The organism is Paenibacillus diazotrophicus (assembly GCF_042610465.1).
The window spans coordinates 217301-243502 of sequence record NZ_JBGJZN010000002.1; the positions used below are offsets into that span (position 1 = coordinate 217301).

26 protein-coding genes are annotated in these 26202 nt (G+C 51.8%); 8 read left to right on the forward strand and 18 right to left on the reverse strand.

The genetic code is table 11. The features are described 5' to 3' along the window. Nucleotides 1–68: 68 nt before the first annotated feature. Nucleotides 69–620 carry a hypothetical protein gene (locus ACAN54_RS12255; protein ID WP_379154735.1) on the forward strand — a complete coding sequence of 184 codons (552 nt, stop codon included), beginning with the start codon at nucleotides 69–71 and terminating at the stop codon, nucleotides 618–620. Between the two features lie 112 nt (nucleotides 621–732). Here the strand turns inward: ACAN54_RS12255 and ACAN54_RS12260 are convergent, their stop codons facing one another. The 15 genes from ACAN54_RS12260 to ACAN54_RS12330 form a co-directional block, all read right to left on the reverse strand. After that, nucleotides 733–2142 carry a nucleoside recognition domain-containing protein gene (locus ACAN54_RS12260; protein WP_379154738.1) on the reverse strand — a complete coding sequence of 470 codons (1410 nt, stop codon included), beginning with the start codon at nucleotides 2140–2142 and terminating at the stop codon, nucleotides 733–735. Continuing rightward, on the reverse strand, nucleotides 2120–2851 hold the full coding sequence (locus tag ACAN54_RS12265; RefSeq protein ID WP_379154740.1) for a FeoB small GTPase domain-containing protein: 732 nt from the start codon (nucleotides 2849–2851) through the stop codon (nucleotides 2120–2122). Before ACAN54_RS12265 ends, ACAN54_RS12260 begins: the two co-directional genes overlap by 23 nt. After that, entirely contained in the window at nucleotides 2848–3102 is a 255-nt protein-coding gene (locus tag ACAN54_RS12270; RefSeq protein WP_379154743.1) for a FeoA family protein, read from the reverse strand. The genes ACAN54_RS12265 and ACAN54_RS12270 overlap by 4 nt, the downstream gene beginning before the upstream one ends. 307 nt (nucleotides 3103–3409) lie before the next feature. Further along, nucleotides 3410–3868 carry an SRPBCC domain-containing protein gene (locus ACAN54_RS12275; RefSeq protein WP_379154746.1) on the reverse strand — a complete coding sequence of 153 codons (459 nt, stop codon included), beginning with the start codon at nucleotides 3866–3868 and terminating at the stop codon, nucleotides 3410–3412. A 207-nt stretch (nucleotides 3869–4075) separates the two neighbouring features. Then, nucleotides 4076–5032, reverse strand: a complete 957-nt coding sequence (locus tag ACAN54_RS12280; protein WP_379154750.1) for a helix-turn-helix transcriptional regulator — start codon at nucleotides 5030–5032, stop codon at nucleotides 4076–4078. Nucleotides 5033–5116: 84 nt separating this feature from the next. Beyond that, nucleotides 5117–7066, reverse strand: a complete 1950-nt coding sequence (locus tag ACAN54_RS12285; protein WP_379154753.1) for an FtsX-like permease family protein — start codon at nucleotides 7064–7066, stop codon at nucleotides 5117–5119. Further along, a complete protein-coding gene (locus ACAN54_RS12290) occupies nucleotides 7041–7811 on the reverse strand; it encodes an ABC transporter ATP-binding protein (protein WP_379154756.1) in 771 nt (256 codons plus the stop codon). Before ACAN54_RS12290 ends, ACAN54_RS12285 begins: the two co-directional genes overlap by 26 nt. Before the next feature lie 166 nt (nucleotides 7812–7977). Then, the gene (locus ACAN54_RS12295; protein ID WP_379154759.1) at nucleotides 7978–9075 is read right to left on the reverse strand and encodes a GerAB/ArcD/ProY family transporter; all 1098 of its coding nucleotides are present in this window, start codon (nucleotides 9073–9075) and stop codon (nucleotides 7978–7980) included. Between the two features lie 8 nt (nucleotides 9076–9083). Continuing rightward, on the reverse strand, nucleotides 9084–9317 hold the full coding sequence (locus ACAN54_RS12300) for a hypothetical protein (RefSeq protein WP_379154762.1): 234 nt from the start codon (nucleotides 9315–9317) through the stop codon (nucleotides 9084–9086). Between the two features lie 12 nt (nucleotides 9318–9329). Further along, complete coding sequence (locus tag ACAN54_RS12305) at nucleotides 9330–10562, reverse strand: Ger(x)C family spore germination protein (protein ID WP_379154764.1); 1233 nt, start codon at nucleotides 10560–10562, stop codon at nucleotides 9330–9332. Further along, complete coding sequence (locus ACAN54_RS12310; RefSeq protein WP_379154767.1) at nucleotides 10559–11662, reverse strand: GerAB/ArcD/ProY family transporter; 1104 nt, start codon at nucleotides 11660–11662, stop codon at nucleotides 10559–10561. The genes ACAN54_RS12305 and ACAN54_RS12310 overlap by 4 nt, the downstream gene beginning before the upstream one ends. Further along, nucleotides 11659–13284: a spore germination protein gene (locus ACAN54_RS12315; RefSeq protein WP_379154770.1), complete on the reverse strand. Its 1626-nt coding sequence runs from the start codon at nucleotides 13282–13284 to the stop codon at nucleotides 11659–11661. Before ACAN54_RS12315 ends, ACAN54_RS12310 begins: the two co-directional genes overlap by 4 nt. 185 nt (nucleotides 13285–13469) lie before the next feature. Continuing rightward, entirely contained in the window at nucleotides 13470–14468 is a 999-nt protein-coding gene (locus ACAN54_RS12320; RefSeq protein ID WP_379154773.1) for a sensor histidine kinase, read from the reverse strand. Then, a complete protein-coding gene (locus ACAN54_RS12325; protein WP_379154776.1) occupies nucleotides 14465–15163 on the reverse strand; it encodes a response regulator transcription factor in 699 nt (232 codons plus the stop codon). The genes ACAN54_RS12320 and ACAN54_RS12325 overlap by 4 nt, the downstream gene beginning before the upstream one ends. Nucleotides 15164–15282: 119 nt before the next feature. Continuing rightward, nucleotides 15283–16437: a phosphodiester glycosidase family protein gene (locus ACAN54_RS12330; RefSeq protein ID WP_379154778.1), complete on the reverse strand. Its 1155-nt coding sequence runs from the start codon at nucleotides 16435–16437 to the stop codon at nucleotides 15283–15285. 285 nt (nucleotides 16438–16722) lie between these two features. Between ACAN54_RS12330 and ACAN54_RS12335 the strand changes: the two genes are divergently transcribed. Together ACAN54_RS12335 and ACAN54_RS12340 are read left to right on the forward strand one after the other, a co-directional pair. Then, nucleotides 16723–17313 (forward strand): histidine phosphatase family protein, encoded by a 591-nt coding sequence (locus tag ACAN54_RS12335; protein WP_379154781.1) that lies wholly within the window; start codon nucleotides 16723–16725, stop codon nucleotides 17311–17313. Nucleotides 17314–17492: 179 nt separating this feature from the next. Next, a complete protein-coding gene (locus tag ACAN54_RS12340) occupies nucleotides 17493–18410 on the forward strand; it encodes a diguanylate cyclase domain-containing protein (RefSeq protein WP_379154784.1) in 918 nt (305 codons plus the stop codon). Between the two features lie 27 nt (nucleotides 18411–18437). Here ACAN54_RS12340 and ACAN54_RS12345 read toward each other — a convergent pair whose 3' ends face one another. From ACAN54_RS12345 to ACAN54_RS12355, 3 genes are all read right to left on the reverse strand, one after another. Then, nucleotides 18438–19637, reverse strand: coding sequence for an SLC45 family MFS transporter (locus ACAN54_RS12345; RefSeq protein ID WP_379154787.1), 1200 nt, complete (start codon nucleotides 19635–19637; stop codon nucleotides 18438–18440). Between the two features lie 4 nt (nucleotides 19638–19641). Continuing rightward, nucleotides 19642–20379: a glycerophosphodiester phosphodiesterase gene (locus tag ACAN54_RS12350; protein ID WP_379155855.1), complete on the reverse strand. Its 738-nt coding sequence runs from the start codon at nucleotides 20377–20379 to the stop codon at nucleotides 19642–19644. A 189-nt stretch (nucleotides 20380–20568) separates the two neighbouring features. After that, nucleotides 20569–21168 (reverse strand): hypothetical protein, encoded by a 600-nt coding sequence (locus ACAN54_RS12355; protein WP_379154790.1) that lies wholly within the window; start codon nucleotides 21166–21168, stop codon nucleotides 20569–20571. A gap of 208 nt (nucleotides 21169–21376) precedes the next feature. Between ACAN54_RS12355 and ACAN54_RS12360 the strand changes: the two genes are divergently transcribed. The 5 genes from ACAN54_RS12360 (at nucleotide 21377) to ACAN54_RS12380 (ending at nucleotide 26014) form a co-directional block, all read left to right on the forward strand. Beyond that, complete coding sequence (locus ACAN54_RS12360) at nucleotides 21377–21829, forward strand: NanQ anomerase/TabA/YiaL family protein (RefSeq protein WP_379154793.1); 453 nt, start codon at nucleotides 21377–21379, stop codon at nucleotides 21827–21829. Between the two features lie 137 nt (nucleotides 21830–21966). Next, nucleotides 21967–22914: an AraC family transcriptional regulator gene (locus ACAN54_RS12365; RefSeq protein ID WP_379154796.1), complete on the forward strand. Its 948-nt coding sequence runs from the start codon at nucleotides 21967–21969 to the stop codon at nucleotides 22912–22914. Between the two features lie 6 nt (nucleotides 22915–22920). Beyond that, nucleotides 22921–23997, forward strand: coding sequence for a Gfo/Idh/MocA family protein (locus ACAN54_RS12370; protein WP_379154799.1), 1077 nt, complete (start codon nucleotides 22921–22923; stop codon nucleotides 23995–23997). 316 nt (nucleotides 23998–24313) lie between these two features. Beyond that, nucleotides 24314–25045, forward strand: a complete 732-nt coding sequence (locus ACAN54_RS12375; RefSeq protein WP_379154802.1) for a ThuA domain-containing protein — start codon at nucleotides 24314–24316, stop codon at nucleotides 25043–25045. Then, the gene (locus ACAN54_RS12380) at nucleotides 25046–26014 is read left to right on the forward strand and encodes a sugar phosphate isomerase/epimerase family protein (protein WP_379154805.1); all 969 of its coding nucleotides are present in this window, start codon (nucleotides 25046–25048) and stop codon (nucleotides 26012–26014) included. Nucleotides 26015–26202 lie beyond the last annotated feature (188 nt).

Here is a 26202-nt window from a genome sequence, read left to right on the forward strand (position 1 = left end):
ACTGAATTGATAGATATTGATAATAATAGAATGTAAGCGTTTTAATAATATTGACTGGGGGAATGGTTGTGAAAAAGGTAACAAAATTATTGCTGGTAGCCGGCATCTCGCTGGCCGTAGTAGGCGTAGGAAACAGCGGCGCCCTGAACAGTGTATCTTCTGCCGCAAGTGCACCGCTTAAGGTTGGCCGGGTAGAAGCTGCCGCTCATGGTACGAAATGCTTCACGGTGGCAGTTGCCGTAGTCCAAAATGGTGTAATCGTAGCCGCTTCGCTGGACGACTATCAATTCCTGGGTGCTGATGTTGCAACAGGAGTACCTAACTCAGATAAGGATTTTGGACAGAACTACAAAGATCCTGCAATGGTCCTGGCTTCCAAGAAAGCAAATGCCAAATACTATAGCGAACATATGAAAGAAGAAGCCAAATCAACAGTTTCCTATGACAAGAATATGGCTGCCATTGAGAAATATGCAACAGGCAGAACGATCAAGTCACTTGAAGCTTCACTGGCTGCAAAGAGCAAAGAGCAAATGGTTGACGCTGTAAGCGGAGCTACTCTTGTCGATACCCAAGGCTACCTGAAAGCTATTCTAGCTGCCGCCAAAGCTGCCAAGTAAGCTATTCATTGCATCATGTTTATATAAAAACTCCTTCACGGTTACATCTGTGAAGGAGTTTTTGCGTCTGCCGCTATAGTCATTCTACAGGGTGCCTCTAAAGTTGCCGGCATCACACCCAGCCGAACAACCGGGCGGCCTGGGCAACGGCAAAGGTTACCGCAATCGCGATTCCAAGCGGGATGACGGCAGAGAGGACGGCCCATTTCATACTGCGGGTTTCTTTGTAAATATTGATAAGTGTGGTACCGCATGGATAGTGAAGCAGTGAGAAGAGCATCATATTCAGCGCGGTCAGCCAGGTCCAGCCATGACTCAGGAATATATCCTTGATCCCGCCGAGGCCATCGATATCGACCATCGCGCCGGAGGACATATATCCCATAAGCAGGATCGGCAGCACGATTTCATTGGCCGGCAGTCCCAGGATGAAAGCCATAATAATGAAGCCGTCCAGACCGAGCAAATGTGCAAAGGGATCAAAAAAAGCAGCCATGTGGTTAAGTACGCTGTCACCTCCGACCATCACATTTCCCAGAATCCAGGTGATGATTCCCGCTGGTGCAGCGACGACGATGGCACGGGTTAGCACGTTCAGTGATTTCTCTTTGGAGGAGATCAGTATGGTTTTCCATATTTGTGGACGGCGGTACGGAGGAAGCTCCAGAGTATAGTGGGTGGGTACTCCGCGCAGCGCAGTCTTTGACATGACCCAGGAGACACTCAAGGTGACAGTGATCCCGATCAGGACAATACCCATCAGCACCAGTGCTGTTGATAAAGTGTGCAGTGCGCCTGTTGCAGCACCTCCTACCATGAACAGGGAAGAGAGCAGAATCAGCGTCGGCCAACGTCCGTTACAGGGTACAAAGTTATTGGTCAGAATGGCCAGCATCCGCTCCCTGGGAGATTCGATAATGCGGGTGGAGAGAATGGCGGCAGCGTTGCAGCCGAAGCCCATCGACATGGTCAGAGCCTGCTTGCCGTGACCGCCGGATTTTTTGAATAACCGGTCCATGTTGAACGCCACGCGCGGCAGATAGCCGAAATTCTCAAGCAGGGCAAACACTGGGAAGAAGATCATCATGGGCGGCAGCATGACGCTGATTACCCAGGAGGTTCCGCGGTACAGTCCAAGCACGAGTACCCCATGCAGCCAAGCTGGTGCATTTAACGCCTCGAACCCCGCCGTCAGATAGCCTTCAATCCAGCCAAAGAAGGAAGCGAGCCACCCTGAAGGATAGTTGGCACCTGCAATCGTAATCCAGAACACCAGGCCGAGGGCGGCGAGCATAATGGGGAAACCCCAGATTTTGGAGGTGACGATATGATCCAGCTTATAGGTGCTTGCAAGTTTCTTCTGATCGTTGTAGGTAACAGAGTCGCGGCAAATACCTGACGATACCCCGTAGATCCCACTGACAATATCGTCACGGATTGCCCCTTTGTCCGCCAGCTTCTTCGCGATAGACAGGAGGGAATCCATGGCATCCGTTCCTTTAATGACAGGCGGTGACTCCATGGGGCACAACCTCCTTTGCTACGTAACTATTGTTGCGTCCCATATGAGCCTTAAGCGAAGTGAACAAGCTGTCATCACCGTCCAGCAGCCTGAGGGCAATCCAGCGTGCCGGATATTGTGTGCCGATGGCCTGCTCGACCATGGGGATCAACTCGGCAATACCCTGTTCAATGTCCTCACTATATCTGATGCGAAGCGGCTGTGCCGTGAAAGCACCCGTAGCGACACGTTCAATCTGATCCAGAAGAGGGCCGATGCCGATTTTGCTTCTGGCGGAAATGGCTACGACCGGAACCCCCAGCCGCTTCGAGATTGACTTCAGATTGATGTCGATGCCCAGTCTGCGGGCTTCATCGATCAGGTTGATGCAGATCACTGCCCGCCCGGTAATCTCCAGCACCTGCAGCGCCAAGTTGAGATTGCGCTCCAGCGAAGTTGCGTCCAGAACTACGAGTGTCACATCCGGTTCTCCGAAAATGATGTAGTCTCTAGCTGCCTCTTCGTCGGCGGAATTGGAATACAGCGAATAGGTGCCTGGAAGATCGACTGCACGGTAGGTGTGATGGTTGTGGGTGAATTCGCCTTCGGCTGTTATAACGGTTTTGCCTGCCCAGTTGCCAGTGTGCTGACGCAGTCCGGTCAGAAGATTGAACAGCGTGCTTTTACCTGTATTGGGGTTCCCGGCAAAAGCTACAGTGAATAGACTCATTCGTCTCCGCCTCCGATCAAAGTTCCGTAGATTAATGCACTTTCTTCGCGCCGCAGCGCAATCGTTGTATTGCTCACCCGGAATGCGGTAGGGTCACCCAGAGGGCTGCGCCGCAGCACCTCAACTACGTTGCCGATGACAAAGCCGAGATCCAGCAGCCTTCTCCGAAGCACCTCCTGCACTTCGATGCCGCTGATCACCAGCTTGCTGCCGTTCACCGCCTCAGACAATGGTATAAGAGCTCCAGCCATAATTTCCCCTTCTTTCATTTCATATTCAGATAAAATTATATATTGTGCGCTAGGGATAGATTCTTGTAGTGTGCCACAATAGTAGTATACGTAAATAAATTTGTCCCTGCAACAAAAAAGTTTCCCTAGGGAAAGAAAAATTGCAGAGAAATGCCGTTGTTGAGCGGGCCGCGGCCAGAACGCCCTAAACGCGCTAAACGCCCAGTAACCTAGCCGATGGCAGGTTGCTGGGCGTTTAGGTTAAGGACTACTTCCATCATGCCTAAGACGAAGCTTAGCGGTCTGTGGGACTCTGAACGGTTATTTTTTACTCGAAGCTTCCAAAGTCGAGAGTCCGTCCGGTCTCAACCAGGGTTTTGATATTGCTCAGAATATGCCACCAGGCGCTGTCGCTGGCTGCATAAGCAGGATCGTCCGGATGCCAGTTATCGTGAATGAGTGTCAGCCGGGTGCAGCCGCCAGTCGCTTCCAGCCGCCAGGAGATACGGGATTCGTAGTTTTCCCGGTCTTTAAGATAGGAAGGACCTACCTGGTGTGTGAAGCTTAATACTTTCTCCGGGATGTATTCCAGCACCGTTCCGAATACATGGATCGTCTCGTCACCTTCTGCTCCGGGACCCACGTATTCCAGCAGCTCGCCAGGGTTGAAGGTGGAGCGGATCACAGACCCATAATAGATCTGCTTGACTTGCCCGGGTGAAACCAGCGTGTCCCACACCTTCGCCGGGGTGCCGGCAATATAAAATTCATATTTCAATTCGTTCATTCTAATCGTTCCTCCCTGAAAGTATATTCTTAACTAACCGTAACCTTGTCTCCACTATACAAAAGGATCACTGACAGATACGGTCAGTGATCCTTAGAAAAAATACTGTGGGTAAGATGAACTGGAGAATAGACTACGATATTAGTGGAACCGATTTGTATAACAAGGCATTCCGCCAAGATGAGCCTGACATTCTCAAGTCGCGTTCTAGGTTGAATAATATACCGCCAGCTCTGCTGTCACCGCTGCGAGCTTCTGCTTCAAGGCGGCAGGCTCCAGGATGGACAGTGCTTTGCCGTAGGGCAGCAGAAAGTAAGGGGCGTAGCTGTAGAGAGTAGCCTCATCCAGCAGAAATTTCGCTGTATCTGCACTGCGCTGCTCCAGCGTATGACCGAACAGCCAGTGGCTGCAAAGGTCATTTAATACTTCCTCTGCGGCGGCTATGACCACTGTAGTCAGCTTTGCTGGATTGTCATGGCCGGGCAGAAGGCTCTGCAGCAGGAACTCACGTGCCGAGAATCCGGCGGGGCGGAGGAACCTTTCTCCTGTCCTCCGCACGCCAGTGATACGGTCCACCCGGAAGCTGCGGATTTCCTGACGCTGGTGGCAGAATCCGGCCAGATACCATTGGCCTTTCCACAGCACCAGTCCGTATGGATCTATATTACGAGAGGAGGAGGGAGAGCCGCTGCCTTTGCGGTAATCCATCTCCACCCTAAGGCTGTCCGCTGTACAAGCCTCCAGTTCTTCCAGCAGCTGCGCAAGCGGAGCGGCCGGTGCATGCAGCGTCTCCAACCCAGTTTCATGACGCTCCATGTGCGACAGCTGTTCGGCATTGCTGTAACGTTTAAGCTTGGTGATCGCTGCATCCAGCGCTTGCTCGTATGGATATCCGCTTCCCCGTGCGAAGGCTGAGGCGTGGACTAGCGCCCGCCGTTCCCCGGCGTCGAAGAACAGTGGAGCTGAACTGAAATGCTCGGGGAGACTATAACCGCCTCTTGGACCGGAATCGGCGATTACGGGGACACCGCTGGCACAGAGGGCATCAATATAGCGGTAGACCGAGCGGACACTCAGCTCCAGCTCTTCGGCCAGCTCGGCAGCCGTTCGCTTGCGCTGCTGCAGCATCCATAGAATGGATAACATATAATCGGCTTTGGACATGAGCCTTGGAACCCCCTTGTACCCTTGACTGCTTAATATAGCCAGTGTACATGTAGAACTGCCTGTCGTCCAACCAATGCCTGATTACACCATCATTTTCTTCAGACTGTGAATATAGCGGGATCTGACAATAATAAAATAAACAGTTTGTACAGCTAAAAAGGCTGCGGTCGTAATCACAACCGGAACAGTGACATTCTGGATGTGGATCTGATCCAGTATCGGGCGGATCACTACCAGCGTCTGCACCGCAGCGATCACAATAGGAATGTAGAACAGCAGAGCGATTTGCCGGGTTGCGGAAGACGACATTTCTTTGACGCTCAGGCCGATTTTGGATAAGGAATGGTACATTCGCATATCTGCATTCAGCTCAGTATGGAGCTTGAAATAGAGGAAGCTCGCAGACGAGAGCGAGAAGATCAGCGCGATGAAGACCCCGATGAAGCTGAGCATGGATGTCCCCTGCTTCGTAGCCATATAGCTGTCTGCCCGGGTAAGGATTGAGGTATCCCAGTTGTCATTCGCATGGTTCCGGTCCTGATTCCACTTCACCAGTTCACTTGAAAGGACTGACTCCAGTTCATCGGACTGCGGCACAGCCTCACCCCATGCCGGGACGGAATAGTAATAGTTCTCTATCCGGGAGGAACTGCCGGAAGAAGCTGCTGATTGCTTATAGAACCCTTCACTCACAATTAATACAGGTGAATCATATAGACCGAATGGCATCGCCTTTGGCTTCTGTACCTGCTTCAAGGTTAACGTCTGTCTATTCGGTCCAGATACTACCACATTCTGGCCCGGCTCATAATCATAGTTATCGTATTGGGGATTAATAATCAGCACCGCTTCCCCATCCGTTAGAGGAGGCAGCCCTGCAGATCTGATCTGCCCAGCGAGCTCGTTATAGCGGAAGAGGGGAAGAAGTTGAACGCTGTTGGACTTATTATGGCCTTTTTCCATGATGGAGCTGCGGACGAATTCAACCTTGTTCTCGGTATACTCGATTCCGGCTTTATCCAGCGTGCTGCGGATCTTCTGTAGCCCGGAGTCAGTGATAGCGGCTGTATCTTTATAAATGGTGTAATCAATGGCAAACGGACTGTTCATATAACTCGTCCGGTTGGCCTGGCTCATGGACAGCAGTAGACTCGAAGCCATACAAGCCAAAGAGGTAACAACTGTGACCATAAACAGCATCCGGGCGTTGTCCTTGATCTTATAGCTCATCTCCGAAATCCACAGCAGACGGGTTCCCCGCCATACCCGTTTACGACTTAGCTTCAGCAGGCGCATCCCCAGCACCGACAGCTGCGAATAGAAGAAATAGGTGCCGGGAATCCCTGTAACAGCGGCTGCCAGCAGAGATATAGGGGATAGGGGGCTCCAGATGGCGTAGGCACCGGCGGATAGGAGGGCCACCCCGAGGAACGATAGCAGCCAGGAGACCTTGGGTTCTTTTTTGGGCTTCACGGTGCCCTTCAGCAGCTCAAGGACCTGGTTTTTGCGGATGAACAGCAGTGTGAACACGGAATTAGCCAGGAACAGGGCAACGAAAGCAGCCGAGGTCGTAATCAGCGCCTTCACCGGCCAATAAAACGGCAGATTGTCCACCCCTATCGCGGTGGTGCTGAGCAGCAGAAACAGCTTCGACAGCAGCATCCCGGCGGCCATCCCGGTTACGATGGACAGCAGGCCGATCAGCATATTTTCCAGTAGAATCAGCCGGTTAATCTGCCCCGGACGTGCACCTAGGATCATCAGAATTCCGAATTCCTGGTTCCGCAGTTTAAGAAAGGCGCTAATCGAATATAGTACGAAGAAAAAAGCAAAGACGAACACAATGTATGAAGCGATCTTCATCCCGGCAGCCGAACTCGCGCCCATCTTCACAGACGTAACGCCAGGATGGTACATAAACACCGAATAAGAAAAAAAGATCATGACCATGAAAGAACTGCTGAGAAAAAAGGCCATGTACGCGCGCATATTGCGCCGAACGTTGTTAAACGCGAATTGAGGAAAGCTCATGCGAATTCCCTCCCCAGAATGAAAGTGTGTCGATAATCTTCTGGAAGAAGGCCTGGCGGTTGTCTCCGCGGTGGATTTCCGCTGCCAGCTTGCCGTCCTTGATGAAGACGATGCGGTTGCAGTAGCTTGCCGCCAGCGGGTCATGTGTGACCAGCATCAGTGTCGTGCCTTCCTTACGGTTGATGTCTTCCAGCGACTCCATCACAATCCGAGATGATTGGGAATCCAGCGCCCCAGTAGGCTCATCGGCCAGGATCATTGCGGGGGAAGTGATCATAGCCCGGGCGATAGCTGTTCGCTGACGTTGTCCGCCGGAGATTTCATAGGTCCTCTTATGCAGAATATCCTTGATATTCAGCCGGTCGGCAACCTTGTGCAACAGGGAGTCCATCTCGGTCAGTTTGCGGTTGTCGAGGGTCAAGGGGAGTACGATATTCTCGGCTACGGTTAATGTCTCCAGAAGATTGAAATCCTGAAAGATAAAGCCCAGCTGCCTGCGGCGGAACAAGGCCAGTTCCTTTTTATTCATAAGATAAGGATTGTTTCCTCCGATCTTGACAAGACCTGAAGTGGGCTGGTCAATCGTCGAAACCATGTTGAGCAGTGTTGTTTTGCCGCTGCCCGAGGGTCCCATTATGCCGACGAACTCGCCTTGCTCCATGCTGAGATGAATATCGGTGAGGGCCTGGGTATTGACCTTGCCCGGATACACTTTATTCAGTGCGGTTACTTCGAGTACATTCATTCTATTCCATTCCTTCCTGCCGGAAACATGAGTGTCATCCCAGTCTTCAGGATGCGGCTGTGCTTAATGTTTCGCCTCTGTTTCCGAGTGTACAGGATGGACTTCCAGTAAGCTATGGGTTTACCTTAATGTACCCTTACAGTCCGGTTAAGGTTATGTTCGTACTTTAAGAGGGGGAGCGGGCAAATCTGCTGCGCAGCAGGATGGAAAGAGCCAGCAGGAGAGGGATGGCTACCTGGAATACAGGGTCGACCTTCAGGCTGGGTCCCAGGCCAATCGCAATATGCTGCGTGTAATCCCTCTCCAGGAAGGAAGCACCATAAATGACCGCACCTACGGGGAACACCCACCATTTAGCCGGTTTTCCGGTCAGCTCCGCTACTGCCTTCACCGAACAGAAGAAGAACAGCATCATCTTAATCAGCAGGCCGACGAAGAGCTGGATGGTCACCAGAATATCCAGACGTTCGATGAACTTCAGACTGGACAAGGTGCGTACCGTTTGTAAAAAGGGCAATTGGCTGATTCCTGCAACTGTAGGTCCCAGGACGGCTACATTCAAGGCGTTCATGAAGATCAGAAATATACTGATCAGTAGATAGGCTGTCAAAGTGTTTTTCACGGGAACCCCTGGCTTGTCCCATAAGGACCACAGCATCAGGAATACAATCATCTGCCCGAAGGGGAAAGAGACGATTTCGGGAAGCGCGGCGTCTGCAATCGGCTTGAATCCATTCTCGAAGACAGGTGCCAGACGATTGAAATCCAGGGAGCCCATGATTCCGAGCAACAGAACTAGCAAGAGATAGAAGAACAGTACCATCGGCAGCAGAACCTCCGGCAGGCGGAACATCACCTCGGCCCCTTTCCAGATAGCATAAATGGCAATCCCGACAAATATCAGCATCGTCATGGACATGGGTGATCTCGGCAGCATGGTAAGCGCCGTTAGTTCACCCAAGTCACGTACATTGCGCATCGCCTCGTAGGCGAAATAAAGGCTGTAGGTTCCCCCGATTATATAACCTGCATAACGACCGAAATGGAAGGTAAGCATGCCGATAAGGTCTGTATTCGGCGAACGTTGCTGAATCCATATCAAAAGCATAAGCAGAATAAAGCCGGCTATCGAGCCGGTGCACATAGCGAGCCAGGAATCTTGCTTGGCCTTGCCTCCAAGCAGAAACAGCGGCGTGCTGCCGATCTCAAACAGCATGATCATGAATGAGATTTGCAGGGCAGACACCTGTTCCTTTTTTTGCATGACAGGATTCAACCTCCTAACCATTTGATAATTGCTCTGCCCGTAGGCTGAAAGAAAGAGGTGTACAGGCTGGACACACCAATATGCGGAGTTCTGGTAATACCGCAAATATTAACGTAGGCACAGTAAACCAATATTAAGCCGAACCACAGCCTGTTCAGCTTGCGCCTCTTTCCTGACAGCATAGTGCAGCCCCGCCAGAACGCAAGGATATAGAGCCCCAGAATTACAGCTATATTCATAGATAAGCCCCTTTATTTCTCGTGCACAGATTCGAAAGATTTATTGCTGAGCCCTGTCCGCTCAATTTTCATCGAAACATGGGGCCGGATTTCAATCTGTTGGAACGTCTTGTCCCAGTTCTTGTCCTTCTTAATCTGCTTGAAGCGTTTACGGTCACTGCGGTGTATTCTGACCGCAAAGCCTGTAACATCAGCCCCCAGCGCTCTAACCTCTTTCCATGAATTGTTCACCAGCTCCAGTACCTGCTGTTCAATGGAAGCTTCCATTTCGGTAATCGAAGCGCGGTCGTTCAAATCCATAACGCTGCCAACTTCCGTTAACACACCACTGCCTTTGATATCCATATCAATTACATAATGGTCTTGATCCCACTTGGGATGAACGATGGTTTTGGATTTTTGGAGGATAAAAGAGGCATCCGGGTTTTCGCCGGACTTGGGTCTTGAAGTGAAGGCTATGGTCGCTGTTTTAATCTTATCTGTCATGAAGGACAAGCCGAACGCCTGCTTTTGACTTAGCCAGCCGATGAGCTTATCTCCTTTCAGCACACCCAGTCTCCCGAGGGCCAGCCGGGTCTGCAGATCTGTACGTCCGGTTTCTGTCGTTTCGTCCATAACCTTCTGCCCGGTAAGCATGATCTCGGGAAGGAGCGCGCTGCCTGATTCGGAGGATAGGGCCATCGCCAGTTCGAACATCCGCAGGCCTGGATAATAAGAGAGCAGACGGGATTCCTGTTCGATCATCAATTGGATGCCGGCTCCCTGATTTTTGGACAGCTGCATGAGCTGATTAAGTATACTTCCAGCCTCCCCCTTGGTAATAAATACATAGACAGTCTCCCGGGCATCCTGCTTGCGCAGGAACATATCGACCAATTGGTTAACACCATGTCTGGCGACACTTTCCCCCAGCACGGTAATTCTGGAATGGGAGAAGAACATCTCACGGGTGCTTGTCAGATTGGTTTTTTCAATCGCCTCCATAATGGTCTTTCCTTTGACTGTAAAGGTGACAAACGGAGGCGAACTGGTGCTTCCTCCCGCACTGCCTCCCATACCACTGGATCCGGATGAGGGGTTAATGACCTGGTAGGTGGCCTTCCACTGGTTATCCTCCCAGTCATATGCCGACCCGGAAGTAATGCCAAGCTCACTCAGCTCCCGTGCATCCCAGCAGCTGGTCAGCAGCGTGGATAAGAGAGTAAGGCCCAGCAGGGGAATGAGACCTTTTTTATGAATATTCAAGTGTCCCATCCTTTCTGCTTAGGTTTGCTCTTCTTGAACAGGTCCAGTCCGACGGCTCCTAAAGGTACGAGTACATTGAAGAGGAAGAAGACAAGAAACCGCCCTTCCTTGTTATAGAGGTTCAATTTCTCTGTGCTTTGCCACGTATACATACATTCCAGAGTGATGAGCAGGCCCAGGGCACCGAGGAACGGACTGCTGCTGCCCGTCTTGAAGGTCTGCTTGAAGCACTCTACGGTAGCAAACAGGAATATTGAAAACTTCAGGTAGATGGACAGAACCCAGTAGGAAATGAACAGAATATCAAGCTTCTCGATAAATCTCCCGAGGTGTACAATGCTGGCTGCAGTGAATCCGGGATAAGCACTCAGTTTGATAAAATCAGGACCAAAGATCATAAGTGTCGTAACCAGGGAAAACATCATCAGGGCAGCAACAATCATCAAACCTGTCCAGCCGATGATCCTGGCCTTCTGCGGATTTTGGAGATAAGGTGTCAGGAACAGCAGCACTGCCACCTCAGACATCCATGTGGTTGGTGTAATACTGGCGAGCGTCAACTCCGTCAGAGAATGATCAAACATAGGCAGCAGCCGGTGCACATTCATCTCATTGAACAGTCCGAACAGATACAGTGGCACAAAAAAGACAAAGAGCAGCAGCACAAGGCTGTTCACCCGTGCGATGGCTTCCAGACCTTGTCTGACCATATAGATGGTAATGAGCAGGATCAGCGTGCACAGTAACGGGATTGGCGTATTGAACAACACGTTATCCTTCAGGAAATTGACGAATTCACGCAGAATGGTCGAGGTAGTGTCCAGGTAAAATTGCAGCATCAAGAGACCGAGGACCGTGGCGGCAACAGGCGAGCTTTTCTCACCGACCCATTGGAGGAACGGCGCTCCCTGGGTACGGGCGACGGCGCTGCCGACAAGAGCTGCGATAAGCAGCCCGAAGAAAGTGGACAGCAGAATAGCCAGGGGCGCATCCTGCTCGGCATAGTTGCTGATGATCACGGGCAGTACGACGGTGGCTGTGGGCAGGATTGTATTCACAATCAGCATAGCTGCCTGGGTGGTGCCGACTTTTCCATTCATACAGAGTCCTCCCCTTGTGGCTTGGGCTTCCCGGACTGCACCTGGCCACGCTTGCCTTCCGCCGGTTGTGGCTTCTGGTCCGAGCCTTGTCTGCGCGTTTCCTTACCAAGATTGGTCTTGGGACGCATCGTCATGCTCCAGAGTGGAACACGGATTAAGATATCCTTAAGGTAACGCGGAACCATCGGGGCTACCGGTGACAGGTATGGAACACCGAACGAGCGCAGCCCGGCCAAGTGAATCAGCAGCACCATCAGAAAGGACATGATGCCGAAGAGTCCAAGTGTAGCGGCGATGAACATCATCACAAAACGGATGAGACGGATGGAGTTGGCGATGGCCAGCGATGGAATTACAAAGTTGGAGATTGCCGTAAAAGAAACCACAATAACCATAGCAGCGGAGACGAGCCCGGCCTGAACGGCAGCCTGTCCCAGCACCAAGGCGCCTACAATTGAAATGGCAGGGCCGATGGTGCGCGGCATGCGGACTCCGGCTTCACGCAGCACATCGAAGGTCAGCTCCATAAGCAGCGCCTCTGCCAGAGCCGGCAGCGGTACCCCCTCCCGCTGGGCAGCGAGGCTAACCAGCAGGGTGGTCGGCAGCATTTCCTGATGAAAGGTAGTAATGGCAATATATAGAGCAGGCAGCAGCATGGATACAAAAAAAGCCCCATAGCGGATCAGCCGCAGGAAGGAGGAAATATCATAACGCTGGTAGTAGTCCTCACTGGACTGGAAAAAGTTGAAAAATGTAGACGGCGCAAGCAGCGCAAAGGGTGTGCCGTCAATAATAATCCCGATTTGCCCTTCCAGAATGCCTCCGGCCATCGCGTCCGGGCGCTCCGTGTTCTGGATCGTCGGAAAGGGTGTCAGACCGCCGTCCTGGATGAACTCTTCAATGTAGTTGCTCTCCAGAATACTGTCCGTATTAATCGCATTCAGGCGGCGCCGGACTTCTTCCAGTACCTGCCCGCTGGCGATTCCCTCCAAATAGACCAGGGCTACTCCGGTCTGGGTGCGCCGGCCGATTTTATACTCCTCGATACGCAGATCTGAGGTCTTGAGTCTGCGCCGAAGCATAGAGGTACCTGTCCGCAGGCTTTCAGTAAAGCCCTCCTTGGGACCCCGGATGACGCCCTGAGAGGTCGGCTCATTGATACTGCGCTTCTCCCAGCCGGAGGTATCGGCGGCCAGCGCCATCTGGAGCCCGTCGAACAGGATGAGAGTATATCCATCGAAGAGCATGGATAGGAGCGTTCCCAGTGTTTTGCCCTCTTTGACCCCGCCAATGGGCAGTATTTGATCCTTGATCATACGGTAAGCCTCTGTGGCGGTGATGGACTCGCTCTTTAGCGTGACCGTTTCCAGCAAAGGCTGAAGTACGGTCTGATTCACTACATCGGCGTTGACCAAGCCGTCAATGTACACAAAAGCCAGCGAAAGTGAGCTTAAAGACTCATTAATGAATCTGCGGACGATGACATCTGAGCTTTGGCCGACCCGTTGGTCCAGCTCCTGGAGGTTCACCTCCAGTGAGGGATCCAGAGGAAGCGGCGCGGGAACGGAGTTTTCTACGGGATCACTGGCATTCTTGCGGGCCGGCTTAGGTTTGGTTGTCATCGTAACACCTCCATTCTGCTGGAATCTGGATTCTTTGGCGTTATTATCCCCGGGTTCTCAATTCCTTATTCTGCCTGTATGCGCACACTGTCCTTAGCGTCTGCGGTACAACAAGAGCTCCGTCCATAGCCGTGATGGCTGTGAACGGAGCTCTTGTTCGAAGATATGAGCTGCACTCTCTGTGACTACTCTTTCAATCTGGCCGTTCCGCTAAACGTAAAACATACCGTGGTTCCCATTCCGGGCGAGGACTCCAGGCTGACCTTGTGGCCGAGACGGCCGCAAATCTCACGGACCAGATACAGGCCCATGCCTGTCGATTCATGATACTGCCGTCCGCGTTCACCCGTGAAATAAGGATTGAATACCCTTTTCAGATCTTCAGGAGAGATGCCGATACCCTGATCGGTAATCTTGAGCACTGTATCCTTATCGTCGCTTTGTGCGGTGAATGTAACGGTTTTGCCCGAACCGGAAGTATAATTTACGGCATTCACCAGAATCTGTGTCAGTACGAACATAAGCCACTTGGGATCACTGTAGACAGACAAGCCTTCATCTACCCGGATGTCTGCCTTGATTCCCCTGCGGATGAACAGCCTGCGGTTCTCGGCGACTGTTTCACTGACGATTCTGCGCAGCGGAAGGTATTGAACCTGGAAATCATCTTCAAACCGTTCCAGACGGGAGGTATAAATCACCATTTCCAGCCCCTTGCGAAGCCGCTCCAGCTCTTCCTGAATGCTGTTTGCCGCCTCATCATCGAGCTCCTGCAGAGTAAGCTGGATAACGGACAGCGGAGTCTTCATCTGGTGTACCCAGCGGTTGATAAATACGATATGCTGATCCATCCGGCTGATATGGGTCTGCAGCTGTTCCTGATAATGGCGGTGGGTAACCTGTAGCAGTTCGCTTACGGCTTCGGGCAGCGGCGCATCATCCAGCGGAGCGGGAAGCTCCCCGGGGGCGGAGGCATGCTGTTCCAGACGGATGTACATCTTGTGATGCTGGATATATCTGTACAGCAGATAGACGAGAAGAATCGCAGCGCTGAGCGACATTCCATATAGAATGATCGACAGAGGCCTGGATTCGCCGGACAGATAATACAGAGACGGCACGAGGATCATCTGCAGCAGATAGAAGAGCAGCAGGGGAACCTGGTCTTTCATAAAAAGCCTCACAATGGTTCTCCTGAAGTGCTCAGCCGGTAGCCTGCACCTCTCACCGTTTCCACGATTTCATCAAGCCCCAGATCCTTGAGCTTCCGCCGTACCCGCGTAATATAGACGTTAAGTGTATTGTCATCAATGAAATGCTGATCCTCCCACATTAGATCCAGCAGCCGCTCCCGGCTGACGACCCGGCCTTCCCGCTGCAGCAACGCTTCCAGCAGAATGGCCTCCTTTTGGGTAAGCTCTGCAGACTGTCCGGCGTATTGAATGACATACCTTTCCGGCAAAAGCGTAAGCCCGCCCGCCTGCAGCTTGCGCTCATCCTGATTCTGGGCATACGAGCCGTAGGCCCTGCGCAGATGGCTGCGGATTTTGGCCAGCACCACCTCGTACTGAAAGGGCTTGGTGATATAATCGTCGCCGCCGTTCTCCAGAGCCATTACCTGATCCATTCCGCTCTCACGTGCCGAGATGAACAGAATCGGGCACAGCGAGGTCTTGCGCAGCTGCCGGCACCAATAGAAACCGTCATATTTGGGCAGGTTGACATCCAGCAGCACCAGGCTTGGCTCAGCTTGCTCAAAGGTCTCCAGCACTCGGTTGAAATCTTCAACAGCTACTATGCGAAAATCATATTTCGAAAGATACGCCCCCAGCAGGTCTGCCAGCTTGGCGTCATCCTCAACAATCAGAATGGTTTCCATGAGCTCCCTCCCTTTATGCCATATACAGTAACATGTTCAGGGAAAATCTTGCAAAAAAACTACAAAACCTCCATGGCATCCGATCCGAAGACCGGTGCATGGAGGTTTATGAAATTAGTTTATTTGGTTTTGACCACAAGGGCGTTGCTGATCAGCCGCCCTGGCGTAGTCAAATATTTGCCGCCATAGAACAGTCCGCTGGAAGCCCCGCCATCCAGGTTCATCGCCTGATACGCCCCGGCCTGCTTCATGATCTGTGCCAGCTGGGGAATGGTTGCCCCGCCGGAGGTCAGCAGGATCAGCTTATGGTCTTGGGTCAGCCCGAGCGCGCTGCGGGAGCCGCCGCCCGTCAATATTTTAGGGTCTTTGAAGCCTTCACCAGCCACATTCAGGGCCACTTTGCCGTTTACGAGCAGTCGTGGACCGGCCTGGATTGCGCCTGTAACCCTCCCGGAATTGAAGTGATCCATGAATTCGCTGCCAGGGATCATCTCGGCCAGAAGGTTGTTGTCATAAGTGAATACGGTCCGCTTGTCAGCCGGGCTGTTCTTGAGCATTTTCCCGCCGCTGATAATATATCCATAAGGAACTTTGTAGGCCCCGTCGGCATAGGCATTGAAATATGTACCGTTTATGGCGGCGACAGCCCCACTGCGCTTGGCGATGCTGCCGAGCGCTTCTGTCTTGCCTATGGTGTTGCCTGCAAGAACAACATCCAGCTTGAGAGCGGGATGCAGCAGCGACACAGTCACCATTTGTACTGTAAAGGATCTGCCGCCTACCTTGTAGGTCTGTGTGGAGCTTGCTACTGCCGGAGAGCCAGCCGAGATCAGATTGCCGGATAATACAGGCAATGTGGCAGAGGTCTCATCTGCTGCAAGCGTAAGGGAGGCAGCGGTTCTGCTCCATGTCATTTGGATACCGAGAGTTTGACTAATGAGGGACAGGGGAACATATGTGGTCCCATTGCTGCTGAAAGGCCGCTCAGTTAGCGGTACGGACTTGCCATCTACGGTGGCGGCCGCTTGTCCGGATGCCAGAACTACGGATACCCCGTCTTTGGAGATGGTGATATCTTTCCCGGTTTGGCCGCCAACCCCTGCCTGAATGCCGGCAAAACCGTTCAGGAAGCGCAGCGGGATGAAAGAGTGATTGTTTTTGTCCACATAGACAGCGGTTTTGGGTGCCGCGGCAGCGGCTGTGTTGGCGGGTAGAGAGGTTAGTGCTGAGAGCAAGATGATGAGGGTAAGCGATAGTACGTACAGCTTTTTCATAATAAACAGTAATCTCCTTTGAATTAAAATACACATCCGTTGCAGAGCAACGGATGCCGCCTCTTGGAGCAGGCAGGATGGAAAAGGGCGTGAATGCCAGCATGCCAGCAAACGTGCCCATATTATCATATAGCCGTGTAACAGTAGCGTCAATTATTTCCACTCCATTATTCATGTATCTTGTATAAGATTCTGGTGGGAGCGTTATGCATCTTCTGCAGCGATGGTTTATAATCTACAGAATGGTTCAGGAACTTTCATACTTAAATAAAGGCAGGTAGCATAATGACAACCATAGGCTTGATTCGGCATGGCAGCACATTGTGGAATAAAGAAGGCCGGATACAGGGACATACCAATAATCCGCTGGATGAGGAGGGGCTGCGCCAGGCAGCGGCCATTGCCGCGCGTCTCTGCGGGGAGGAATGGGATTATCTCTATTCAAGCGACCTGCTGAGAGCGGTGCAGACAGCAGAGGTGATCTCGGAGCGGCTTGGGATTCCAATCACTGGACTGGTCCCGGGGATTCGGGAGATGAACGGTGGACTGATCGAGGGCACCACAGAAAATGAACGTGTGCAGCGCTGGGGAAGCGGTTGGAGGAACATGGATATGAAGCTGGAGAGCGACGATTCCGGCCAGGAGAGGGGCAGCAGGGCCATCGAAGAAATTGCGGCAAGGCATCCCGGCAAAAAGATCCTGGTGGTCAGTCATGGCGCCATTTTGCGCAGCACGCTGAGAAGACTGGTTCCAGAACTCGATGTAACTGTGCTGCTGAAAAATACCTCGATATCGCATATTGTCAAGGACGATAAGGGTTGGACGTGTGCGTTATATAACTGTGTGTCGCATATGGATGCTGAGCGGTCAGAGTAAGGGCTGGCCGGTAACATCCGGCCCGCCAATCCGTCCTGTCAGGGGCGGATTTTTTAAGTGTGCCAGTAAACCTCCAAATGACCCTCATGGTGGTGTTTAGATAATGATCAGTGTATTATTGTACAGTAAAGCTTCAAAGTGCGAAATTATTCACACGCCAAAGGGAGTGCAGACGAACCATGGAAGCCCGCAACTATATGCTCGCCTTATCCTCGGTGCTTATCGCAGCATTGACCGTCTATAGTATGTTCTATCTGTCCCGCAAATTCAGCGGCAGAACTCAAAAAGCCCGCGCAGTGCGCGCGGTCTTCATGATCGTAACGGGTAGTGCCGGACTGGGCGTGATGCACCTGCTGGGCTCGCAGTCCCTTCAGGACGCTGGATTCGCACCCGGTTCCGGTAACGGAGGATATATCCTTCCGATTACCCTGTATGTCCTGACACTGGCAGGGATGTTCTACCTGTTCTACCGGCTGCGTATGCTGCTTGCAGAGCGTGAACAGCTGAAGGAACTGGCTTACCGGGATTCATTGACGGGTCTCCTGAACAAGAATGGAATGGATCACTTTTGGGACCATTGCAAGCCCCATGAACAGCTCGCAGTGCTGTTTCTGGATCTCAACCGTTTCAAAGCCATCAACGATACGCTTGGACATCATGTGGGTGATTTACTGCTTCAGGCGGTCGGTACCGCACTGATTCAATTCTCGAGCAAGGGCAAACGGCATATCTTCCGCATTGGCGGGGATGAATTCGTGATGATCGCCAAGCACTGCAGCCGCAAGGAGGCGGAACAGCTGGCACTACGGGTTCTGGAGAAGACGACCCGGAATTATAGACTTGAGAAGCATGAGCTGTTTGTTTCAGCCAGCATCGGCATCACTATGAGCCATGGGCGGATCAACCGTCAGAGGCTGCTCAAAGAGGCTGATTCGGCCATGTATAACGCCAAGCAGCTGGGGAGCGGCCGTTATTCGGTGTATAAGGAGGAGAAAAGCTCCCCCGTTAAGCCCGCTGCCAACCCAGTGAGCCTGATCAACGGCGGTACAGCCCGTCCAAGTGGACTTGGCAACAAAGGAAGCTCCATGCGGGCTTGAGCAGGAAATGAACACTTAGCTCAGTTCTTACGCTTTTCTGGGATGAACGGTGTTCACTGCTTTTGCACGCCCCTTCATCATCAGCAGGCAGATCAGGGCAATGGCCATACTGACGGCGGCGGCATAGAACAGAATAGAGTAATCGGTGAGATCAATCAGCAGCCCCAGCAGGGGCGGTGATGTAATGGCAGCGAGTGATGAGACCAGGTAGTAGATTCCCGTCCGCGTGCCGATACTCTCTTCGTCCCCTGTAGCCACTACATAGGGATAGGAATTGATATTGATGCAAGCCCAGAATATCCCGCCCAGCAGAAGCAGAATGCGCAGCAGGAGCACATTTTCCGCAAACCCTACAAGAGCAAATACCCCCATCAATCCGCAAACGCCGAGAATAATGATATTTTTCTTCCCGAACCGTCCGCCCAGCCAGCCGCTGGGAATTGCAAAGATCACAAAAGCAAGCGAAAAGAAGGTGAGCGAGAACGAAGCTGCTTGTTCACTAAGTCCCAGATGATGTTTGCCGTACAAGGTGAATAACGTCTCCACCCCCTGATAAGCCACGAACCAGAAAAAAATCGCCGCCAGCAGCCAAACCGTTGTCCGGTCCAGCTGTTTTTTGAGGGAGATGCGTGCCGGTTTGCTGATCGGGCCGCTCTCGTCTTTGGGCTGGAGATGATTCTCCTTAATGAACCGCGAGACAATATACAGACACAAGAGTGTGATCAGACCAGCTACAGCAAAGGGCAGCACAGGGCTTACATCATAGAGGTAAGACCCTGCGCCAAAAGCCAAAATAGACCCTATTCCGCCCATAAAGTTGATTAGTCCGTTCGCCTTGGTGCGCTGAGGCTCCGGCGTGATATCCGGCATTAGCGCTACCGTCGGTGAACGGTACAGGCTCATGGCAAGGTTCATCATCATCATGAACAGCAGGAGAGTGAACAGTCCGCTGTGGAACGGAATCAGCAGGGTCAGCACGGCAGCCAGCGGCATGCCGATCATCAAATAGGGCATTCTTCGCCCGAAGCGTGTCACGGTCCGGTCACTGCGGTTGCCGATCCACGGCTGCAGAAATAGCGCGAAGTAGTTATCAATGGTCATCATGAAGCTGATCAGGGCCACGCTATGCACATATTTCTCCAGAAAAAACGGAACGAACGCGTTGTACAAGCTCCATGTAATGCTGATGCTGAAAAAGCCGAAGCCGAGCAGCCAGACTTTTTTCAAAATATCACACTCCCTTGGACGCCAGCAGACTGGCTAGCACATCTGGAACATCGGTAATAATCCCCGCAACACCGGCATCGATCAGGTATTTCATCCGTTCCTGATCATTTACAGTCCATGGATGATAGATGACCCCGTGCTCTGACGCTTCGGCAACAAACTCCGGCAGTACAGCGAAATGATAGGCATGCAGCGCATCTGCCTGCAGAGTGGCCGCGTAATCCCAAGGGCGGTATAAGCCTTCTCCATACAGAATACCCGTACGGATCTCCGGTGCCAGCGATTTGCAGTATGCGAGTGAATAATGATTGAAGCTGGACAGCACAACCCGCTCGCTCATGCCATACTCCCGTACAGCAGCGATCACCTTTTCTTCCATGCCGGGATAGAGGTATATGCCATTTTTTAGCTCGATATTTAGGATCGTGTCACGTCCTTGGAGCAAATCCAGCAGCTCTTCAAGGATAGGAATGCGTTCCCCCGCAAATTCACTGCCAAACCAAGAACCGGCGTCTGCTTCAAGTACCTCACTTAAGGTTGTATCCTTAATGAGTCCACTGCGGTTCGTAGTACGGTTTAAATCTTCGTCATGAATGATGACCAGCCCTCCGTCAAGGGTCATCTGCACATCGGTTTCGATGCCGGTTGCACCCAGCTCAAGCCCCTTGCGGAAAGCTGCCATCGTATTCTCCGGGCAGACTGCAGAAGCGCCGCGGTGTGCAAAATTAATCGTCTTATTCATGGTGTTCATTTCCTCCGTCTCGTTAATGTTAGTGTAATTCCGCCGCAGCAGGTGCGGGCTTTCCTATTTCATATTCCACACTACAGCAAGAAACCCTGTCCCTTTTTAGGGGAAGGGTGCAATATAGGGTAAGTTTAACATTGTGATAACGCTAATGGAACAAATAACAGGATTATGCGGCTGGGGGAATCAGGCAGAGACAATCCCGCGAATCTTTTCGTGTATCTGCTGGACTTGGGAGAAGGCTTGGGAATATTGAAGGTCGCATTTTTTGGCAGGAGCAAGCCTTGGAAGGAAGGGAATGGAGAGAACGGGTGTATCCGCACTGTTGAGATAGATTTTTAATGTAAGTTCCTTGATTTCTTCAGTGTTGTCAGGGCCCTGGGCCGTGTGGAGTACACCTGACTTTACAGCCAAGCCGGGTGTACGTCTGGAAGCGCTGGTTGTAATCCGGCTGGTTTTGCTGACCTTGGTGAGGGTAAGTGCATTTTCAACAATCTCCGATCCCAGAATTTGCTCACAAGGAAAAAGGGTAGGAACGGCTGCTTCCGGGCTGCCGGGATCATACCTGCCAACCGCCAGGTTATGGCCTTCCTCATCCAGTGCGATAATATGGCAATGATCCGGCGTGATATATTGTTCGGTAAATTTGCAATTGAAAGACGCCATGCCAAAGGCGGGTGTGTTCCGGGCGGGCGGAGATGAAGAGCGTTGTATCTGCAGTACAGCTGCTGCCAGCAGCAATGCAATTCCTAATCCGGCGAACATGTACATCAGGAAAATGAGCATTTGGCCGCCTCCTTAAATTTTTTATGGAGCATCGGATGACAAGGGGCTTTATAATGAAACTCGGCTTGGAAGCGAATAGCTCCAATAGTAATAGATATGCGCAAGGGACGTGAACAAATACATAGACTGAGTCTGTACGGATCATATAATATTTTTCTATTCCGCAAGTAGGGGGAACACAATAGAGATTATTAGGAGGATATCGGCGATGATAGTAGATACACTGGAACATTTGCTGGAGAATGAGGCGGCTTACGGGGAGAAGATTCAGAGAGGACTGCAGTTCCTGCGCGATACTGATTTTGCCGGACAGGCGGCTGGACGCCATGATGTGAACGATGACATGTTCTATTTCATTAATGAATATGAAACAAAGGATGCTGGGGAATGCTTCTGGGAAGCACACCGGGTGAACCTGGACCTGCATTATATTCTGGAAGGTACCGAAAAAATCGGCTATGCCGCTATTGAACAGCTGGCAGTTAGAGATGACTACAGTGCAGACAAGGATGCCATTTTCTTCACAGGAGAAGTGAAATCCACAGTAACTGCAGGACCGGGAGCGCTCGTGGTCTGTTATCCGCAGGACGGTCATATGACGGGGATTGAAGCGGGAAGACGGGAAGCGGTACGGAAGGTAGTATTGAAGATTAAGCTGTGATTCATCGGATAGGTTCAGCTTCACATTTTCATGTATGCAGACACATCCAAGGAGCCGTGAGGCTCCTTTTTTCATGCCGCCATAGCGGTTACGGAGTATAATGAATTACATCTGAAATCGGACAAGGAGCCGCACTCATGAGTATATATCTGGAACTTCCGGACGTGGATAAGCATTTTCCCTTTCGCAGCCTGATTTGTGGAGGGGATGAGCTCTGTTATCCGCATTGGCATAAGGAAATCGAGATCATCTATGTGACTAAAGGAAGACTAAATCTGGGAATTAATGATACCCCCATTCGTATGGAACAAGGCGAAGTTCAGTTCATTAACGGCGGGGATGTGCATTATTTTCTCGCTTCGCCTGAAAGTGAACGGGTGGTGATCCAGTTCGACCTGAATTTGTTTCAGGAGGTTGCGGCACTTGGGGGCAGCGGCTATTCCCTGCGGGATCTGTTTACGGAGATGGAGTACTCAAGCCAGTCATGGCCGGAGGAGGCCACCGCCCGGATTATCTCCCTGATCGAGAGCATCTACGAGGAGGATACCCAGCGGCGTGAAGGGTATGCCTATTTAATCAAAGCGAGGATGTTTGAGCTGCTGACCGTTATTTTGCGCGAGGTGCCGAGGAGCGGGTTGAAGCGGCAGCCCAAGTTCACAGAAGATACGCTGACCCAGTCAAGGGAGACGCTAGAGCGTCTGGAGCGGGTTTTTTCCTATGTGGAGCAGCATTATCAGAAAGCGATTTCCCTGAATGAGGTGGCCCGCTACATGGGCTTCAGCCCGTATTATTTCACGAAGCTGTTCAAGCGGAATACGGGGATGACCTTCGTAGCCTTCCTGAATGAATACCGGCTCAACAAGGCGAAGTGGATTCTGCTGAACGAGGACTTGCCCATGTCTGCTGTGGCTGAAGCCGCCGGGTTTGGGAGCGTGAAGACCTTTCACCATTTTTTCAAGGATGCTACCGGGATTTCTCCGCTGAAATACCATAAGACAATATTCAGGAATAATACAGCAAGAATGCAGGAAGAAAGCACCGGGGCGGATTTGTATGATAGAGATATCAAAACCAGTGGAGGTTAAGCCAGTATGACGTTGAAAATAGGAATAATCGGCTGCGGCGGAATTGCGAACGGCAAGCATATGCCAGCACTACAAAAAGTGGAGGGAGCCGAGATGGTTGCCTTCTGCGATATCGTGCTTGAACGTGCCGAGAAGGCAAAAGCAGAGTTCGGTAATGAAAGCGCTGCGGTCTACACCGATTATCAAGAGCTGCTTAAGGATGCAAGTATAGATGTGATTCATGTATGCACACCGAATATTTCCCATGCGGAAATTTCCATCGCTGCCATGGAAGCCGGCAAGCATGTGATGTGTGAGAAGCCTATGGCTAAGACCACGGCGGAAGCGCAGGCGATGATTGATGCTTCTAAGCGGACTGGCCGCAAGCTGACGATTGGATACCAGAACCGCTTCAGAGCGGATTCAACTTACCTGCATACTGTATGTGAGAATAACGGACTTGGAGAAATCTATTATGCCAAAGCCAAGGCGATCCGCCGCCGCGCTGTGCCGACCTGGGGTGTCTTCCTGGATGAGGAAGCCCAAGGCGGAGGACCGCTGATTGACATCGGGACTCATGCCCTGGATCTTACTCTTTGGATGATGGATAATTACAAGCCGAAATACGCTGTGGGCAATGCTTATCACAAGCTGTCCGGCCGCAAGAATGCCGCGAATGCCTGGGGGTCGTGGGACCCGGAGAAGTTCACTGTTGAAGACTCTGCCATCGGGTTCATTACCATGGAGAACGGGGCAACCATTGTCCTTGAAGCCAGTTGGGCACTGAATATCCTGGATGTCGGTGAAGCCAAAACCGTACTCTGTGGTACAGAAGGCGGAGCGGATATGGAGAAGGGCCTGCGCATTAACGGGGAAGAATACGGCAAAACGTATGAGAAGCTGATTGGCCTGGATGCTGCCGGAGTGGATTTCTACGACGGTGCAGGAGATGATCCTGCGGTGGCTGAAGCCAAGCAGTGGATCGACAGCATTGTGAATGATACAGAGCCAGTCGTGAAGCCGGAGCAGGCGCTGGTGGTTACCCGTATTTTGGAGGCCATCTACAAATCGTCGGAGACGGGTATGCCTGTATTTTTTGACTAAACCGATTCAACTTGAAAAATTTAGACAGATCTACTTGTTTGAAATAATGAGGGAAAAGTCTAATAACGCCAACATAAAGGGAAAAACACCCTCTAATTGAGAAAAGGGTGGATAGTTTAGGCAAATAACGGGATATCCTCCCTCTAGATTTGGCTTATCTCTTCCGCCGTACCTGTGTGGGTGATTATACAGGGAGTAATTCCCGCTAATTGAGAAATAATGGGGCATTGCTAAGAAATAGCGGGTCTTTTCCCCCTTAATTCCATCAAAATCCCAAAATAGTTCAACGACATGAAATCCCAGGAGTGTGTTCATAGTGACCAGAGTAACTGTATGGAATGAATATCGTCATGAACGCGAGGAGGAGCGGATCCGCGAGGTTTACCCGCAGGGGATTCATGCCCAGTTGGCTTCCTTCCTCAGCGAGGCCGGACTGGATACAGCGACGGCAACGCTGGATGAACCGGAGCACGGATTGACGGAGGAAGTACTGAATAATACCGACGTGCTGGTATGGTGGGGACATGTGGCCCATCAGGAAGTGAGCGACGAGGTTGTGAACCGTGTTCATCAGCGTGTGCTTCAGGGAATGGGGCTGGTGGTGCTGCATTCAGGGCATATGTCCAAAATCTTCATGAAGCTGATGGGCACAAGCTGTGATCTGAAATGGCGCGAAGCCGGGGAAAAAGAACGCCTGTGGGTCATGGAGCCAGGCCATCCGATCGCCGAAGGGATTGGCGAATATATCGACCTGGAGCAGGAAGAGATGTACGGAGCGCATTTCGATGTTCCGGCACCGGAATCGCTGATTTTTGTCGGCTGGTTCGAAGGCGGGAATGTGTTCCCGAGCGGTTCGACCTACCGGCGCGGCAGCGGGAAGATTTTTTATTTTCAGCCCGGACATGAATCGTACCCGACCTATTACAACAAAGAGATTCAGCGGGTCATAATCAATGGCGTGAACTGGTGTGCGCCAGCTAAGCGGGATTATCCTGTATACGGACATTCCGAGGCGCTGGAGCCAATTAGAGAAAAGGTGGGAGTCTAGATGAAATTAGGAGTATTTGATCCCGTATTCGGAAGTCTAAGCCTGGATGAAATGCTGGATAAAATCGCTGCCGCCGGTCTGAACGCCGTCGAGATCGGTTCCGGGGGCAATCCCGGCAATCCGCATTGTCCTACGGATGAGCTGCTGGCGAGCGAAGCTGCCCGTGAGGCCTATCTGGACAAGTTCACGAAACGTGGCATTATGATCAGCGCCTTCAGCTGCCATAACAACCCGATTTCACCGGATAAAGAGGAAGCCCGCGAAGGGGATGAAATCCTGCGCAAGTCGATCAAGCTCGCATCGCTGATGGGCGTTGCTGTGGTCAACACCTTCTCGGGCACCGCCGGGGACAGCGAAGACGCCAAAGCGCCGAACTGGCCGGTCACCCCTTGGCCTACAGTGTACAGTGATATTCTGACCTGGCAGTGGGAGCACAAGCTGATCCCTTATTGGAAGGAGATCGCCCAGCTTGCGGAAGAACATGGCGTAAAGATTGGCATCGAGCTGCACGGGGGCTTCCTGTGCCATACTCCGTACACGATCCTCAAGCTGAGAGAAGCTACGGGTCCGGCGATTGGTGCAAATCTGGACCCGAGCCATTTGTGGTGGCAGGGGATTGAGCCTGTGGGTGCGATCAAAATTCTTGGTAAGGCCGGAGCGATTCACCATTTTCATGCCAAGGACACCTACCTGGATCAGGACAACATCAATATGTACGGTCTGACAGATATGCAGCCATATGGCGATGTGCAGACCCGGGCATGGACCTTCCGTTCCGTCGGCTGCGGTCACAGCCTATCCGAATGGTCGGATATCATGAGTGCACTGCGTACCTACGGTTATGATTATGTGGTAAGCATTGAGCACGAAGATCCGCTGATGTCTGTGGATGAAGGTTTCTACCGCGCAGTGACCAATCTGCAGTCGATCCTGATCCGCGAACAGCCTCTTGATATGTGGTGGGCGTAGGGGAACAACCGTTGTATATGTAAAATGTTCAAAAGCCATCACTGGCCTGCTTATTTCGCAGGCTGGTGATGGCTTTTTTGCTGCGCTTAGAACCTATTCCATGGATGGACTTGTCCCAGGGAATAGGGTGGCCCGGAAACAATGGCAGAAATGCCGTTGTTGAGGCCGCGCGCGGGCATGTGCCCGAA

Bases quoted from the DNA above. Each gene is read 5' to 3' on its own strand.
- ACAN54_RS12330 (WP_379154778.1), bottom strand. From the start codon at position 16,437: ATGAAAAAGCTGTACGTACTATCGCTTACCCTCATCATCTTGCTCTCA.
- ACAN54_RS12265 (WP_379154740.1), bottom strand. From the start codon at position 2,851: ATGAGTCTATTCACTGTAGCTTTTGCCGGGAACCCCAATACAGGTAAA.
- ACAN54_RS12260 (WP_379154738.1), bottom strand. From the start codon at position 2,142: ATGGAGTCACCGCCTGTCATTAAAGGAACGGATGCCATGGATTCCCTC.
- ACAN54_RS12300 (WP_379154762.1), bottom strand. From the start codon at position 9,317: ATGAATATAGCTGTAATTCTGGGGCTCTATATCCTTGCGTTCTGGCGG.
- ACAN54_RS12270 (WP_379154743.1), bottom strand. From the start codon at position 3,102: ATGGCTGGAGCTCTTATACCATTGTCTGAGGCGGTGAACGGCAGCAAG.
- ACAN54_RS12360 (WP_379154793.1), top strand. From the start codon at position 21,377: ATGATAGTAGATACACTGGAACATTTGCTGGAGAATGAGGCGGCTTAC.
- ACAN54_RS12340 (WP_379154784.1), top strand. From the start codon at position 17,493: ATGGAAGCCCGCAACTATATGCTCGCCTTATCCTCGGTGCTTATCGCA.
- ACAN54_RS12365 (WP_379154796.1), top strand. From the start codon at position 21,967: ATGAGTATATATCTGGAACTTCCGGACGTGGATAAGCATTTTCCCTTT.
- ACAN54_RS12295 (WP_379154759.1), bottom strand. From the start codon at position 9,075: ATGCAAAAAAAGGAACAGGTGTCTGCCCTGCAAATCTCATTCATGATC.
- ACAN54_RS12370 (WP_379154799.1), top strand. From the start codon at position 22,921: ATGACGTTGAAAATAGGAATAATCGGCTGCGGCGGAATTGCGAACGGC.
- ACAN54_RS12355 (WP_379154790.1), bottom strand. From the start codon at position 21,168: ATGCTCATTTTCCTGATGTACATGTTCGCCGGATTAGGAATTGCATTG.
- ACAN54_RS12315 (WP_379154770.1), bottom strand. From the start codon at position 13,284: ATGACAACCAAACCTAAGCCGGCCCGCAAGAATGCCAGTGATCCCGTA.
- ACAN54_RS12275 (WP_379154746.1), bottom strand. From the start codon at position 3,868: ATGAACGAATTGAAATATGAATTTTATATTGCCGGCACCCCGGCGAAG.
- ACAN54_RS12310 (WP_379154767.1), bottom strand. From the start codon at position 11,662: ATGAATGGAAAAGTCGGCACCACCCAGGCAGCTATGCTGATTGTGAAT.
- ACAN54_RS12380 (WP_379154805.1), top strand. From the start codon at position 25,046: ATGAAATTAGGAGTATTTGATCCCGTATTCGGAAGTCTAAGCCTGGAT.
- ACAN54_RS12350 (WP_379155855.1), bottom strand. From the start codon at position 20,379: ATGAATAAGACGATTAATTTTGCACACCGCGGCGCTTCTGCAGTCTGC.
- ACAN54_RS12285 (WP_379154753.1), bottom strand. From the start codon at position 7,066: ATGAGCTTTCCTCAATTCGCGTTTAACAACGTTCGGCGCAATATGCGC.
- ACAN54_RS12280 (WP_379154750.1), bottom strand. From the start codon at position 5,032: ATGTCCAAAGCCGATTATATGTTATCCATTCTATGGATGCTGCAGCAG.
- ACAN54_RS12290 (WP_379154756.1), bottom strand. From the start codon at position 7,811: ATGAATGTACTCGAAGTAACCGCACTGAATAAAGTGTATCCGGGCAAG.
- ACAN54_RS12325 (WP_379154776.1), bottom strand. From the start codon at position 15,163: ATGGAAACCATTCTGATTGTTGAGGATGACGCCAAGCTGGCAGACCTG.
- ACAN54_RS12335 (WP_379154781.1), top strand. From the start codon at position 16,723: ATGACAACCATAGGCTTGATTCGGCATGGCAGCACATTGTGGAATAAA.